Consider the following 16,298-nt stretch of genomic DNA (forward strand, 5'->3'; position numbering starts at 1 on the left):
GAATACTAATCGCAGCGAATAATAACTAAGTTCTTCTATTATTGATAATACGCCATTATATCTGAAAAAGTCCTGCCTTATATTCAAGTTAAATTAAATTTTTTAGTTACTATATACGATTTGACCTTGCCGTTCAACGACCAATCGACCGACTGCTTTAGGATGTATACTCATCGTTTCACCTTTAATTTCAGCCCATGCTGCCTGACTGGGTAAAAACTGTCCATCAGTTATCGTTAACTGGATAACACTATCCACATGATGCACATCAAATACTAATTGCTGTTTATCAATGGCACTCAACTCTACTGTCGCAAAATCCAACTGCCAGTCAAAATACTGTACATCTGTTGGCAATATCAAACCATCCTTGGCTGGCACATGAATCCACTGATCGTTAAATAAGCTTCCAGTCAGATCACTAATTTTAAATTGTGTTTCGCTATTATCCGTATTCAAAATATGAATAAAATTACCAAAACACCCGCCAGTTGCTAATACCAATATTTGTGATTGCCGTGGCAATAACTCAAATTGTGGTTTAATACCAAAATGCGCCAACAATTTAAGATAAAACATAGGTTCAAATCGCCAATCAGCTCCTAAGATCGCAGCTTCACCATGATCTCGCCTGATAAATGCACCTACTGGTTGTCGGGTCATTAACTCACGCCAGAAAACCGTACCATTAGTTACGGCAAAGGATTGCAAAAAGGTTACTCGCACCTCCGGAACACCTTCTAGAAAATTTTCACCAATAATGGTTGGAAAGTAGTCCCATCGTTCCGTCTTAACTGGTTCTGGTCGTACGCCCAAATAGTCAATTAATTGTGTTGCCGGTTGACCGACTAGATTTTGGATAGGCAACTCACCAGTAAGGATTAAACGTCCCCCAGCTTTAACATAAGCAACCAACTTTTTTTGACACAATTCATGCATTGCCTTACCCGTCGCCATAATTAACACCGGTACCTTATTTATGTCCAACGACTGACTTTGAATATCATAGGCATCATAATTCAGTTTAGTTGCCAACAACGCGCGCAATAAACTATTCCAAGGACGCTGTGCACGATTAATAGCCTGATTATCGGCCTGTGCTTGGGCCAACTGACTATTTGGATAAACCGATTCCGTCATAAATAGATCTGGATAAAAGCCAACTTTAATTGGCAAGTTGTCTGCTCTTAAGTCACCCATTAAAGTCTGCAAATGATTTAGCTTTTGCGTCACATCCTTAATTGTCGGTAATGATGATGCTGGTACACCTTCAGGGTTTAACAATGAGCCAAAACCGTGGCGCCAACCGTGGATTCCAACTCTTGAATTGCCGTCATTAACAGGAACCGCTAGTTTACGGTTATAACCACCTCGAAATAGATAGTTATTAATAACTTTCGTTCCTTGTGCAACTTGCAACCGTGTTTTCAGCGCCAGTGCCGAGGCGTCTGTTTCTAATGGCACATGGTCCGTGTTGTTACCTGAACTTGCATTAAATTCTAATGTACTCAATGGCCAATGACCATCAACCGCTTGCATAAATCGATTCAACGTATACAGATGCGTTGCACTCATCATGGTAAAATCGCCAAAATAGATGTCTGTACCAATCAATACATCCTTCAATTGAAATAAGTCGTATAGCTGACTAATCCCTATCGGAAAAGTTTCGCCACGTTCTTGATCTGTACCATGAACATTAATAAAATATGGCACGTCGCTGAGACCAGCAGATTTAGCCGCATCTATTAAATTGTTAATATAATCTTTAAATCGAATTCGGTTAAAGTAACCCAGATCGTACTCTAATTGCAACACGTAATCGTCCGTTGGTTTAGCCATCAAACCTAGTGCCTGAATTGGGTCTACAATAGCTTTCGGATATACCATTGGAAGTTGATCACCATAGTTATTCACCAACCAATTAGCAAATAGTCGACTAGTCGTGGGCGTTATATCAGGTGAATTACTGACCCAACTCAACATGCCAACTTCATTATCTAATTGCACCCCAATAATTGGCCCACCATTAGGCTGTAAGTATGGCTTCAGTACACCACTAACTTTTTGAAACCAGTGCCGGGTTTCCTGTTGAAAACCGGGATGGCTATAATCAAGTGTCCCAGTCATAACCGATTGTGCATTCCACGTACGACTTATTGCCTCTGGATATTTTTCTCTGACCCAATAAGGAATGCCTTCGTTCTTTAATTCGGCCATCACAAATGGTCCTGGGCGTGCAATCAGATACAGGTCCATCGCCTGTACTAACTCAATAAATGAAATTAGATCATTTTCCGCATGTTGTTTACCGGAAAAATCATATTGACCTTCAATTTCTTCATGAATCAACCATGGAATATACGTCGATACGGTATTCATCCCAGTCGCTTTGAGTGCTTCTAAGGTCGGACGCCAAGCATGTTTAGGTAATCTAAAATAATGTACTTCTCCTGACAAGATCGTTATCGGCCGACCATCGATCAAGAAATTACTATCTGTTAATGAAATCATCTTTAATCCTCATCATCTAAGTTAATTAGACTAGTCATCGACTTTACTTTTCGGCCTGGACACTAAATCCTTGCAAAATATATTTTTGGAAAACCAGGAAGATAATAATAATTGGAATAACCATGAAGGACGATCCGGCCATCTGCAACCCATAATCAGTCGTATGCTGACCCTGAAGCAATTGCAAACCAACTGACAACGTATAATACTTTTGGTCGTTAGCAATGATCAATGGCCATAAGAATGAATTCCAACCACCAATGAAAGTTAGAATTCCTTGAACGGCTAAAACTGGTCCTGACATTGGAATAATTAAATGCCAAAAAATATACCATTCACCAGCACCATCCAGCCGTGCCGCTTCGATAATTGAATCGGAAATATTCGACATAAACTGACGAAATAGAAAAATCGCAAAGGCACCAACCAAGCTCGGCAAAATAATTCCCAACAACGTATTCGTTAAATGCATCTTATATAAGATCAAGTATACTGGGATCATCGTGACTTGGCCTGGGATCATCATCGTTGATAGAACTGCGATGAATAACACACCACGACCTTTAAAATGGAACTTAGCAAAACCATAGCCTGCCATTGCATTCAGAAACATACCGATGAATGTAAATGCCGTAATAATCAACGTATTTTTCAAATAAACGCCGAAGTTACCATCAATAAATAAATTCCGATAATTATCTAACGTCCAATGTTGTGGCCAAAATGATTGTGTCATTTGTGAAATCTCGATATTGGTTTTAAATGACGTTAAGAACATCCAGACAAATGGTAATACGGTTACAAAACCCCACAAAGCCAGAATCAGTCCAGAAGTAAGCTTGCCAGTTTTACTGGCACTATGAATTCCTTGTGTATCCATATTGTCTCCCCCTATCTACCTTGTTGCTTTTTTTGTAGCCTAAATTGAATTAAGGTTGCAATGATAATGGCCGCAAACATGATGAAAGAACCGGCCGCAGCATAACCAAAGTTACTGTTTTGGAAACCATTTTGGTAAACAAACAGGGCGACTGAGTTCGTACTGTTCAATGGTCCACCTTTAGTCATCACAAATGGTTCATCAAAGAATTGGAACCAACCGATTAAGGTCGTTACTGTAACAAAGAAAATTGAAAAACGTACTGATGGCAACGTGATGTACCAAGTTTGTTGCCACCAATTAGCGCCATCTAATTCAGCTGCTTCATATAGTGAGCGTGGAATACCTTGTAAGGCGGCCAAAAAGATCAACATATTCAACCCAATGGCTTTCCAAACCGCTAGAATTATCAGCGCGTACTTTGCAACATTAGGATCCGTTAACCAGCCAATTTCACTAATTCCTAACTTACCTAAAAAATTATTAATCATGCCCATGCTTGGGTTATACATATAAGTCCAAACAACCGCAACTGCAACCGTATTCGTAATTGAGGGTGTGTAGAAAATTAATCGCATAAATTTGAAGAATCGATTTTGCCCCGAATTAATCAGAATAGCTACCGTCAACGATAGAATAACAACCAATGGCACCCCAATAATGACATAGAAGCCTGTATTAAAAATTGATTGTAAGAAAGTAGGATCTTTAAATAATTGAGTATAATTCTGAAAACCAATAAATTTAACTTGTGATAAATCGCCAAGCCCCGTAATATCCATACCAGTAAAACTAATCACTAACGCAATTACAATTGGTATTAATGAAAACAATGCTAATAAGATCAGTGCCGGTAATACAAATGTATATGGTATCAGTTTTTCACGAAATGATTTTCCCATTAGTACAGCCCCTCTCAATTAGCAAAAATGAGTTCCATTGTTTCACCAACAGAACTCATCAATGCTACTTATTCAATAATTGCTCAGTTTGTTGATTAAATGTATCCATCGTTTTTTGTACGCTAGCATTATTTAGAGCAATTTGTTCCCAAGCTTTAAGATAGTTTTGACCAATTTGATCCCATTGCTTAATCAATGGCATTGGTTGAGAACTATTTAATTGTTTCCGGAAGACTTGAATATTTGTATCACTCAAAGCCTTATCTTGCCAAGCAGCTTTTAAAGTTGGCATTGAAGTACTGGTCTTATAATATTTCAGTTGATTTTCTTTATTAGACATAAACTTCAATAACTTCATCGCATTCTTCTTGTTCTTGGTATAACGGAAGATTGATAAGTTACCGCCACCAGTATTAGACATGTTGTTTGCTTTACCTTTTGGTAGTTCAGCGACACCCCATTGACTAGATTTCAAACCGGCATCAGTTTTAACAGATTGCATCATCCATGGCCCTGAGATAAACATTGGTACACGACCATTGCCACCAAATGATTGACCAATTGACAATTTTAGATCTTGTTTTGGTGAAGCCCCATTTTGAACAAACTTGTTAAGATATTTCAGCGCACCAACCATTGGCGCTTGATTGAATTGTGTTTTTTTACCACTAAGCAAGGTTGCCCCATTTTGACGAGCAAACATGAACCCAAATGTTGGTTCAGCAGCATCCACATTGAACCCGTACATGTCCTTACCACGTTTTGAAAGCTTAGTAGCAGCGTCATATAATTGCGCCCAAGTCTTAGGCGCATGGTTGTAACCAACCTTCTTTAATAAATCTTTTCGGTAATACAAGACTCGAGTTTCAACATACCAAGGAACCGCATAATACTTGCCATTAAACTTAGTTGTGGCTTCCGATCCTGCAAAGAACTTATTTGGATTCAATGCCTGATCACTTTTAACCGTTGATGTAATATCCATCAGTGATTTAGAGGCTACTGAATTTGGCATAGTTGTTGTTCCTGTTACCATCAAATCTGGACCAGACTTAGATGCTGTAGCCGTCAATGTTTTATCGATATATTGGCTCCAAGGAATACTTTGAACTTTAACTTTAATCCCGGTCTTCTTAGTAAACGCTTTAATAATTGGCTTAACTGCTGTATCAGCATCCCCGCCATACCAAAAACTTAACGTTTCACTATTGCCTGAACTGGAACTCTTAGTTGAACTATTACCACATCCTGCAAGTAATAAGACACTTGCCGCAGCAACCATTCCGTACCCCATTGCCTTTTTTAACTTCATTTGTAGCCCCTCCTAAAATGTTAAAAAGTTTAATCGAAACGTTTTCATTGCTATTATATCTCATTTGAAACCGATTACAATACTTTTTTAGTTTTATTTCCACTTTCTAATTTTTACAAAAATTAGTTAAAATACTGTAAAACAGCTATTTGTCTAGTCCAATACGAATATTTAATTCTGGATCAAAATCAACTTGACAAGTTTTTCTTCCATGGTTAAACGTTTCTTTTTGTAGCTGTAAAATATCATTCAATAAAGTTCCAGTATAAATACCTGGCCCACTACTGTACAACCGCCAACCACCTTTGACCTTGACCTGCTGCGTCCGTAACAAATCAAACTGTTGCTGGGCTTGGTAACGATTATCAAAACCGCCATCTGAACTTGAAAAATAAGTATTTGCTTGCCGCAAATCAGCGTTTTTAACTCGATCGGACAATTTGATTGGGTTTACTAGTTGTAGCAGTTTCCATGCTTGCTGATAGTCGCCCGTCGTTGCCATTGCAGCCGCATAGCGAATATGGGCATGAACATACAGCAGTCCAATTTCGCGTCCAAAGTTAGCCGACTGCTCAGCACGCTTAAAGATGACACTGACCCCGCCATGATAAGTCGATGGTTGATCCATTAACCGAACACCATCTGGGAATAATAGTTGCTCTTTAATCACCTTCAGAGCTTGTGGAACCTCTTGATCCACCAATATGTGACTCAGCACGCCTTGAGATAAAGGTAACAGTCGATAATTAACTTTGGTAATCGGATCTCCTGGATAAATCAGTGGTGTGACCTTATGATGAGTATCCATCCTAATAAACCCTGGCAGAACTTCCCCTTGCATGAAGTACTTCCTAAAATCAGCCATCATCGCAGTGGCTAACTTCTCAAATTGACTAGCCAGTGCTGGTATTGATTCAAAAGCTCGAGCCGCGGTTCTGAAAGTTTCAATGGTTAATTCTTCAGTCCAAGTACTGGCCATTTGTTTTTTCTGCAACGGGTCTGCCGGCTGTAAAGTATCATCCCAATCACCATCACCGTATGCAGATACAGCCGTATCATAAAGAAAATGAGTTTCAATATAGGCAATTTCACGTTGAACATGTTCAGCAAGTGTTTCTTGTTCAATCGTTAATGCCTTAGTCTCAAATGACATATACGGCAACATTTCTGTCAAAATACTCGTATCATGACTGGCAACTAAATAGTCTGACAATGCCTTTAACGGCCAAACAACGACATCACCATGTGATTCATCAGCGAAATTATCCGCATATTCGTCAAACATAAACCATTGTGCCCAATTGCCATTTTCAATAAATTGATGCGAAAATAATTGTACTAAAATTGCACGAACTGCCTGATATTGATGGGTTGCCAAGAAGAATTCAGTTGGTCCTTGAGATACGTCACGAGTTCCCCAGGCCGCACCACCATACTGTTCCAAGCCATGTGGTGACATCAAATGCACCATGGCATCATGGGTATACCAGCGTAAGATCAAATTTGTCTGCTCAACAAGGTCCTGTTTAATCGGATTGGTCGTTGACAGTTCAAAACCTTGTAACAAGTTTTCAATATGTTGCTGGTGGGCCATTCGAATTGTCGCTACTTCAAAATCAGCAACCTTTTCTGTTGCTAATCCAGTTAAAATACTGAATTGAGTTGTCTCGGCATACATAGCAACTAGTTGATTTGTTGGTCTTGCAATATTAGCTCCAAATAAAATTTTTTCAGTACCAAGCGTTCGCAATTGACCATCATAATGTCGATAATCTAACACATAGCCTAAGCTTGGATTGCGCAGTCCCATCAGTGTATTTTTTTCAGGTGAAACGACAATCTGACGTGCGTCAAACTGTAGATCAGGATTCAACCCAAGCGAATCCGTTTGCAACTGTGTGGTCACTAAAATATCGTAAACTCGATGCTTTTCTGATTGAAAACTAAGCTTCAAGCTTTGCGCGGTTGCACCGGCATCACTGGTAATATGAATAACATCATCAGCTAGTTGATAGTACCAGTCAGCACCATCATATGCCATTACAAACGCACTCGGCATTCCTAGCAAGTGATATTTAGACCCCCGCTTAATATAAATTCTAGTTCCGTTAACTTTAAAATAGTTCAACGCATCCCGTGTAAAACTAGACAGGACATTCATATTTGTATTGCCATAAACCATGTGTGCCTGAAAGACACCTGGCATAAATTGAGTCGCCGCCATTAGTTTAGTTCCCGGAACGCTCTCAGTCGTTGCCAAAACGATATTTCCAGTTTGACGCGTTTGTTGTCGTTCTTTCACAGGTAAAACAACATGATCACCATTTTCGGTAAAAAACGACAGCGTTTCACCATTTCGTTTTTCAACTTGTCTCGTTTTTGGGAATCGATTTCGAAGTTCATTATCATCCCATGTTTGACCCGCTAAGACATTGCCAATTTGAACCGCCGGTTTTAATAAATTGAACGATGCCTCTTTAAATACATCAATCTCTGCTAGCAAAGACTGAATCGTTGTTTCCGAAATTAGAACTCGTTGATTTCCGTGAGGTTGATTGGCTACAAAACTACCATAAAAAACAACTTCTTGTGACTTGGCTCCGATAACAATTTCTGATGTCCTCAACCCCGTCAACGCGCATTCATATTGTAAATTCTTATTTTCCAGATCAGCCGATAATAATCCAACCGGAATTTGGGTTTGTTTAAACATTGAACCAAAGAATTGAAAGCCATCCGTCGAAAAACTTTTAATGGGACTTAATGACCCTTCTTGCATATATGGATACTGCCCATTCTGAGCTTGATTTTGACGTGAGGCAATCACGATTTGCTGGTTTTTCTGCTCAACATAATGGTCTAAGTATTGGCAAGCAAATGCCTCATTCGATTGAACAAATTCCGGCATACCCAAACCCAAATCTTGAGTGTACGTAATATCGGCCTTAATATCCGTTTCAGAGTCAACGTTTACCGTCCAAAACCAAGTCGTGTCATTCAATAATAATCGTAACCGATATCGTATGGTTTTAAAGCGCCCCGACCAACTAACACTACGTTCACTATAGTTAACCTTGCTGGTACTATGCGGTCCCATCAAAGGCTGACTAAAGTACTGATCATCTTCTTTTATCCGTAAATAAATATTACTCATACTACCATCTAGGTTATTACCTACAACCTGATTAATCATTACGCCGTCAGCTAAGATTTGGCCAATAGCCCCATTATCAAGTAATTCGAACCGCAAATGTTCGTTTTGAATAACCGGCATTATTCTTGCCCCCTTTTATTATTAGCCCGTATTTCAAACGGTTGTTGTAACACATTGTCCGAGTCAAGGCCTACCATCACTGTATAATCACCATCTTCAACCTGCCATTGCAAATTCGATTGCATGCTTCTAAACGTCGTAAGCGGCAACGTTACTAAAATATCTCGTGTTTCTAACGGTGCCAATGATAGTCGTTCAAAGTATTTTAATTCTTTAACCGGACGAACCGTCTGACCAACCAATTGGTGACTATAAACTTGCATTACCGTTGTCGCGCTGATTGTCGAATGATTAGTTATCGTGACCTCTACTTGCAGGTTCTGACTATCATTCACTATTGGGTTCAACACCTTTAGCTGCTCAACAGCCAAATCCGCATAACTCAATCCATAGCCGAAAGGATATAACGGTTCACTCTTCGCATCGACATATTTTGATAAATACTTATTTTCATCGTCATCAGCAGTCTGACTAATAGGTCTACCTGTATTGTAGTGATTGTAATAAATCGGTACTTGTCCGACATGACGCGGAAAACTCATCGGTAACTTACCACTAGGATTAACCTCACCAGTCAAAATATTGGTTAGCGCTGCAGCACCTCGACTACCCGGGTACCAGGCTAATACTATCGCTGAAGAAACAGCTGCTACTGCTGTTAAATCAAGTGGTCTCCCGGTTAAAACAACCGTAATCAATGGTTTGTTTAAAGCTGCCAATTGCTTCAACAAAGTTAATTGTTCAGTTGGCAATGTCAATTGAGTTAGACTTGTTGCTTCCCCGGTTTCGCTACTTGGCAACCCAACAACGGCAACAATTACATCACTGTCTCGACCAATCATTACCGCCTGATCCAGTTCCTGGTAGTTAAGCGCATGAAACCCACACCCTTTAGCATACTCAACCGATTTGAATCGTGATTTAAACTCATCATAAATACTAGATGTTTTTTGAGGATCACCTTGCCAAGACCAACTACCTAGCAAGTCACCCGTATGAGCACCTGGTCCCACTAAGGCCACCTTCGCATCTGTCGCCAAAGGTAACACTGATTCATTTTTTAGTAATACCATCGACTTTTCAGCCGCTTGTTCCGCAACATGTAAATTGTCTGACGATAAGATCGTCGTGGCCTCTCGTTCAACACTTAAACCACGATAGGGATCTTCAAATAGCCCTAACGCAACTTTTAAGTCCAAAATACGTACTACCGCTTCATCAATTAACAATTTGGTGTGTTCGTCTAAATTGGCCGCTTTTTCAAGATATTTAGCATAAGCAAACGACATCATATCAATATCGACACCGGCCTTAAGACTCAAATCAGCCGCTGCTTCAAGGTTACCAGCTACACCATGAGCAATAGTTTCACCAATAGCATCCCAGTCTGAAATTAGGACACCTTTAAAATCTAATTCTTGTCGCAGAATATCTCGCATTAATTTTTGATTGGCTGTTGCCGGAATCCCAAAAAGTGTATTGAAAGAGGTCATCACTAATAATGATTCAGCCTCAATTGCCGCTGCATATGCAGGTAAATACTGTTCGCGAAAACGCCATTCAGATATATCGACAGTATTATACTCACGACCTGCTTCCGGCGCACCATAGGCTGCAAAGTGTTTCACACAAGCAGCAATATGATTGGCATCCAATGGCAGCTTCCCCTGAAACCCATTAACCGCCGCTTTAGCCATTACAGAATTCAAATATGGATCTTCACCCGTTGATTCCATAACACGACCCCAACGTGGATCTCTCACTAGGTCAACCATTGGTGCAAAGGTCACATGAACACCGCCAGCAGCGGATTCTTTAGCCGCGACTGCTGCCGTATCATGCATGGTCTGCGGATCAAAAGTAGCGCCCAACGCTAGCGGGATTGGAAAAATAGTTTGATAGCCATGTACAACATCGGCCATAAATAATAGTGGAATCTTCAATCGACTGTGCTTCAAGAAATCAGTTTGAACTTGCCGAACGCGTTCAGCTCCTGATATTCCAAGCACTGAGCCAGCTGTATAGATAGTTTCCAGTGAAAGGTGGTGTTCCTTTAGCGGTCCGGTAATTGCTGCCGTACCATTTTGAAAAAAATCACCACTCAGTTGAATTAATTGACCGATTTTTTCTTGAATCGTCATTTCCTCTAAGATTGTTTTTGCTGTTTGCGATGCCATTAATTAAGCCTCCTGTTCTCCTTTTCGAAACGTTTCAATGAAATTATATAGCGCTTTCATATCTAAATCAATCTCTTTTTTATGTCTTTACACTTTTTAATAGTGGTTTTTACTTATTCCACAATTCTTACAATCGTTAATCGAAACGTTTTTGTAAAAACAACCAAATATTCAATACTTTTCTTGGACATTCGTCCATGGTTATATAAAGCGCTATCATTTACACTTTACTTATTAAATCACCCGGGGGTTAGTAATATGGTTGAAATTGACTTAGAACATTTATACAAAAAGTATCCCAACGCAACTGATTATTCAGTCAAGGACTTTGATTTACACATTAAAGATAAAGAGTTCATTGTTTTTGTTGGCCCTTCTGGCTGTGGTAAGACAACGACCTTAAGAATGATTGCTGGATTAGATGACATCACTAAAGGTGACCTAAAAATTGATGGCGAAGTCATGAATAACGTTGCTCCAAAAGAACGTGATATTGCAATGGTCTTCCAAAACTATGCCTTATATCCACATCTCAGTGTCTTTAAAAATATGGCCTTTGGGCTCAAACTACGTAAATATGAAGCTGCCGATATCAAAAAGCGAGTTAACTACGCTGCTGAAATTTTAGGATTATCAGACTTTCTCAATCGCAAGCCAGCCGATCTATCCGGTGGTCAACGCCAACGAGTCGCCTTAGGCCGAGCAATTGTTCGAGATGCCCCTATCTTTTTAATGGACGAGCCCTTATCAAACCTAGATGCCAAGTTGCGGGTATCAATGCGCGCCGAAATTGCCAAGTTACACCAACGTTTAAATACAACGACCATCTATGTCACACATGATCAAACCGAAGCCATGACTATGGCAGATCGTGTTGTCGTTATGTCAGTTGGTCAAGTTCAGCAGATTGGATCACCAGCCGAAATCTATGATCATCCTCGCAACCAATTCGTTGCTGGTTTCATTGGATCCCCGGCCATGAACTTCTTTGATGTGACCTATAAAGATGGGTTCATTTCTGATCATCAAGGTATTCAGATTAAAATACCAACTGGTCGCGCTCAAATTCTCAATGACCGTGGCTACAATGGCAAAGAACTTGTCTTCGGCATTCGACCCGAAGATATTCATACCGAAAATGTCTTCCTCGAGACTTGGCCTGACTCAGTCGTTACCGCTAAAATCGTAGTTTCCGAATTACTTGGTGCTACAAGTCAACTCTATAGCCAAGTCGATGATACCGAGTTTGTCGCAACCGTTGACTCTCGTGATTTCCATAACCCTGGTGATACCGTTAAAATGGGCTTTGACATTAACAAAGCTCACTTCTTTGATAAAGACACCACCGAATCCATTGTCACTAAAGAGGCCGAAGCTGCTATGAATAAGGAACAGGCAGAGGCTTAATATCTCATCCATCCCACTTGAGGTACTAAAAAAGAGGAGCTAAGCTCCTCTTTTTATGTTGCTCAATGTTAGAGCAACTGATTAACAGTTTGTCCAAAATCAATAATACTCTGACGAATATTATCCCAACCACGAACTTTTAATCGTGAAGTTGGTCCAGATACACTAGCTGCCGCAATAATTTTGCCATCATGATACAGCGGTACAGCCATACAAGACAGTCCGTATTCATATTCCTCATTATCATAGGCCAATTTTGTTTCAGCCGCTTGAGTAACTGCTGCTTTCAATTCCGTTACACTAGTAATCGTATTAATCGTTCGTTGTCGTAACTCGACATGTTTTAAATAATCATCTAATTGTGTTGATGTAAAATCACTCAAAAAAATCTTACCAGAACTACTACAATAGAGTGGCGCTACTGGTAAAAGATTTACCTGAAGGCTAAACTTCTCACCTTGTTCAGCATGTAAATATAATACTTGATTATCATATAGCACGCCTAAATTGATATTCTCTTTTGTCTCTTTGGTAAAGTCCTGCATGTATGGCAGAGCAACGTTTACCAGTGTATTCTGATGTTCGGCTGCTTTACCATAAGCAATAATCTTAGACCCGATTCGATACTGTTGATAAGTATCTTTATTGATTGCACCAATCTGTTCAAGCGTATTTAACAACCTAAAAACTGTGGTTTTCGGTAACGCGGTTTGGTGGGCTAACTCACTAACGCCAATTGGACTATCGGTTGCCGCAATCATATCTAGAATTTTAAAAACATGCAATACAGTTTTATTTAACTTACCATCATCTGTCATAGATACCAGTCTCCTTAATCGGTAGTATAACGGAATCTCAAGCCAAATAAAAGCATCGGCCGGCTCAGTTAATTAACCGCATTTCTACTCTTACCACCAGTAATGATCATTTTCGCATCATTTAATGCAATTTCCATGCTGTTCTTAATCGCTAACTTTGTAAAGAAAGCAACATGTGGCGTTACTAATACATTAGGCATCTGACTCAATCGTTGGTAATCAGCTGGTAATTTCGTTACTTGGTCTTGACCGTAAAATTCAAATTCATCTGCCAAAGTATCCAAGCCAGCACCCGCAATCTCATGATTTTCAAGTGCTGTAATCAATGCCTCGGTATCCACTAATTCTCCTCGAGCCATATTAATCAAAATACTACTACGCTTCATTTTCTTTAAGGACGATGCACTAATAATCCCCTTAGTCGTTGGTAGTAATGGTGTGTGTAATGAAACAATATCTGCTTGTTCTAAAACAGTATCCAGATCAGCATATGTTGTAAAAGGTTCCAGTGAAGCATCATAAAATGGATCATACGTTAACACTTTTGCACCTAAGGCACTATAAATTTGTGCAGTGGCGCCACCGATATGACCCGCACCAACTAAGCCAACTGTACAATTAAAGATTTCCGTACTAATCGTTTTTTCATCGAAAGTAAAATCACCATGAGCCATCCGATCTTGATAAATACCAACTTTTCGTAACAAATACATCGCTTGCGTGACGCCCATTTCTGCGATAGCTCGTGGTGAATACGCGGCTACATTAGTTAACGTAATACCGTGAGCACTTGCAGCAGCGACATCTTGATTGTCAAAACCAACCTGTCGAATCGCTAACTGCTTAATTCCGTATTGTTCAAAAGCTGCGTAGACGCGTTCATCTACTGGGGTAATTCCTTCTGACGAAACGCCATCAAAACCGGCTGCCAAATCTGCATTAGTCGCGCTCAATTCTTCGCGAATTAATTTGACTTCAACATCATTCTTATTAGCCCAATCTTTGATGTATGGTACTTCTAATGGCAATACCGCGTAACAAATAATTTTCATTTTAAGTTCCTCCAAAGTTATTTACTTAGATCAATTTTCCAATCGTTCTCATCATATAATTTAGGCATCTTTCTAAAGATGACATAAGCAATCAGTGAGTAAATAATTGGTAAGATAAAGTAAATTAATGCTAAAACAATAACATTTACTATCGTTGAACCACTCATATACGTAAATGAATTAATCGGACCCACTGGTTGACCAAATCCAGCATAAGCAGCCCCTGCTTTAATACCCAAGAAAGCATCCGTAAAGCCGGTCATAGCGCCAACAATTGCAATCGGCAATAACATTCGTGGGTGTTTAACAAAGTTAGCCAACATCATTTTTACAGAACCCCAAAACATTGCAAAAGCCACGCCTTTACCATTCACTTTATACGTTGCAACCGCTACCATCATAAAGCAGGCTGTTGCACCAACTGAGGCTGCGCCACCAGCAATTCCACTAATCCCAATCGCATAAGCTAAGCCGACTGTTGATAGTGGCGTTGCAATAATTACTGCAAACGACATGGCGATCAATGTACATAATAAGATTGGTTGTAGTGTCGTAAAAGCATTTAAAATATTGCCGACACCCATTGAAATCATGTGTACATATTGATATGACCACATGCCGAACGCACCGATAACTGAACCACATAGGATTGGTTCCCAAATAATTGAAAAACTTCCCACATAGGGCCGTACAAGAAAAATCGTTACAATTGCAATTGCAATAACTAAAATCGTATTGATCAAGTCACCCATACCAACTAATGTCCATGTATTATGCGCATAAACTACTGCACCACTACCCGCAATAGCAGCTAAAGAGACACTTGCCTTTTCGATCATTGTAAAGCCAAATTGATCCGCTGCTAAAACTCCCGCCGCTACTGGAACAATGTAAATTCCCATATTAGTCGCGGTATTGATTGCAGCCCAAAAGGCACTGCTCTTAGCCAATCCGCCAATGAATGGTGAGATAATCGCACCTGGTGTTACTGCTACAACAATTGCCATCGCAATTCCAGACAGCAATTTGTTCCAAAATTCACCAACTTTATATTGCCTTAATTCTTGCATTAAACTAGCCGCCTAACTCTTTTTTATTTGAAATGGAACGGTGTTCCATTTCAAAAGATATCATAATCCTTTGTGATTATTTTTTCAATGTTTTTTTGATTAATAATTTAGTCACTATTTTTTACAGCAAAAAAGACCTCAAACCTAAACTAAGATTTGAGACCTTTTTCAATACTGCTAATGTTCAGTTATGCTTTTAGATCGGATACCATAATGCTTCAAATTCCGAAAAGCATATCGATCAAAGAATCCAATAAACGTGCCCTGAAAGAACAAACAAATCAAAGTGCCAATATTAACTGCCCATAATTGTCCGCTAACCAGATATGTGCCCACCATGATAATGACCGGCGGAATATAATGCACCATTTGTGCAATTGTCGCATTACCATGAACGTATCTAAATCGAATAATCTGCATAAGGTCATCATTTGGATGCAAAATCAGATTTGCACGTTGATAAATCGATGTTGCTAACGCTACACACAGAATCCCTAATATATCAATCAGGATTCGCCAACCAAGTGACAACATCTCAATTCCGGTTATCTGAATCAAGGCTGTAAAACATTGAATCAAATAGCTAAATGGCAGTGTTAATAATAGATTACCAATAATTCTGGACCAGTTAACTTGGCGAATTAACACGGTATTCATGATGACCACGACCACGCCGCAACTAAACAACGTGGTCCGCAAATCCAGTGGCCATAGATGATACAAGTTAACTGCCGAAGCGGTCCAAACCGCGCTACCAAGATTCATCACAACCGTCAACGCATGACCAGTTGCATTAATTAGGAGTGATAAGCCTAGATAAGCCCAACGTTTTAGCCAATCTTGACTAAGCGGTAAATGATGATCTTGTAGCATGGTAACCCTCTTTTCAACT

General features: G+C 39.7%; 11 protein-coding genes. 1 reads left to right on the top strand and 10 read right to left on the bottom strand.

All coding sequences use genetic code 11. The features are described from left to right. Positions 1-102: 102 nt before the first annotated feature. From FFM84_RS05555 to FFM84_RS05580, 6 genes are all read right to left on the bottom strand, one after another. A complete protein-coding gene (locus tag FFM84_RS05555; protein WP_130844604.1) occupies positions 103-2,514 on the bottom strand; it encodes a beta-galactosidase in 2,412 nt (803 codons plus the stop codon). A gap of 43 nt (positions 2,515-2,557) precedes the next feature. Next, positions 2,558-3,394, bottom strand: coding sequence for a carbohydrate ABC transporter permease (locus FFM84_RS05560; RefSeq protein WP_130844603.1), 837 nt, complete (start codon positions 3,392-3,394; stop codon positions 2,558-2,560). An 11-nt stretch (positions 3,395-3,405) separates the two neighbouring features. Further along, positions 3,406-4,296 (bottom strand): carbohydrate ABC transporter permease, encoded by an 891-nt coding sequence (locus FFM84_RS05565; protein WP_130844602.1) that lies wholly within the window; start codon positions 4,294-4,296, stop codon positions 3,406-3,408. A gap of 64 nt (positions 4,297-4,360) precedes the next feature. After that, positions 4,361-5,608: an extracellular solute-binding protein gene (locus tag FFM84_RS05570; protein ID WP_130844601.1), complete on the bottom strand. Its 1,248-nt coding sequence runs from the start codon at positions 5,606-5,608 to the stop codon at positions 4,361-4,363. Positions 5,609-5,753: 145 nt separating this feature from the next. Next, positions 5,754-8,882 carry a GH36-type glycosyl hydrolase domain-containing protein gene (locus FFM84_RS05575; RefSeq protein ID WP_130844600.1) on the bottom strand — a complete coding sequence of 1,043 codons (3,129 nt, stop codon included), beginning with the start codon at positions 8,880-8,882 and terminating at the stop codon, positions 5,754-5,756. After that, complete coding sequence (locus FFM84_RS05580) at positions 8,882-11,059, bottom strand: glycoside hydrolase family 3 N-terminal domain-containing protein (RefSeq protein WP_130844599.1); 2,178 nt, start codon at positions 11,057-11,059, stop codon at positions 8,882-8,884. The genes FFM84_RS05575 and FFM84_RS05580 overlap by 1 nt, the downstream gene beginning before the upstream one ends. A 258-nt stretch (positions 11,060-11,317) precedes the next feature. Between FFM84_RS05580 and FFM84_RS05585 the strand changes: the two genes are divergently transcribed. Continuing rightward, positions 11,318-12,466 carry an ABC transporter ATP-binding protein gene (locus FFM84_RS05585; RefSeq protein ID WP_130844598.1) on the top strand — a complete coding sequence of 383 codons (1,149 nt, stop codon included), beginning with the start codon at positions 11,318-11,320 and terminating at the stop codon, positions 12,464-12,466. A 68-nt stretch (positions 12,467-12,534) separates the two neighbouring features. Here FFM84_RS05585 and FFM84_RS05590 read toward each other — a convergent pair whose 3' ends face one another. The 4 genes from FFM84_RS05590 to FFM84_RS05605 all read right to left on the bottom strand — a co-directional run bounded on the left by FFM84_RS05590 (position 12,535) and on the right by FFM84_RS05605 (position 16,279). Continuing rightward, positions 12,535-13,284, bottom strand: coding sequence for an IclR family transcriptional regulator (locus FFM84_RS05590; RefSeq protein ID WP_130844597.1), 750 nt, complete (start codon positions 13,282-13,284; stop codon positions 12,535-12,537). Positions 13,285-13,352: 68 nt separating this feature from the next. Continuing rightward, complete coding sequence (locus tag FFM84_RS05595) at positions 13,353-14,336, bottom strand: D-2-hydroxyacid dehydrogenase (RefSeq protein ID WP_130844596.1); 984 nt, start codon at positions 14,334-14,336, stop codon at positions 13,353-13,355. A gap of 17 nt (positions 14,337-14,353) precedes the next feature. Beyond that, a complete protein-coding gene (locus tag FFM84_RS05600; protein WP_130844595.1) occupies positions 14,354-15,406 on the bottom strand; it encodes a PTS sugar transporter subunit IIC in 1,053 nt (350 codons plus the stop codon). Positions 15,407-15,583: 177 nt separating this feature from the next. Next, complete coding sequence (locus FFM84_RS05605; protein ID WP_130844594.1) at positions 15,584-16,279, bottom strand: YczE/YyaS/YitT family protein; 696 nt, start codon at positions 16,277-16,279, stop codon at positions 15,584-15,586. Positions 16,280-16,298: the final 19 nt, after the last annotated feature.

It is taken from the genome of Lactiplantibacillus mudanjiangensis (genome assembly GCF_005405385.1).
Taxonomy (GTDB): Bacteria; Bacillota; Bacilli; order Lactobacillales; family Lactobacillaceae; genus Lactiplantibacillus; species Lactiplantibacillus mudanjiangensis.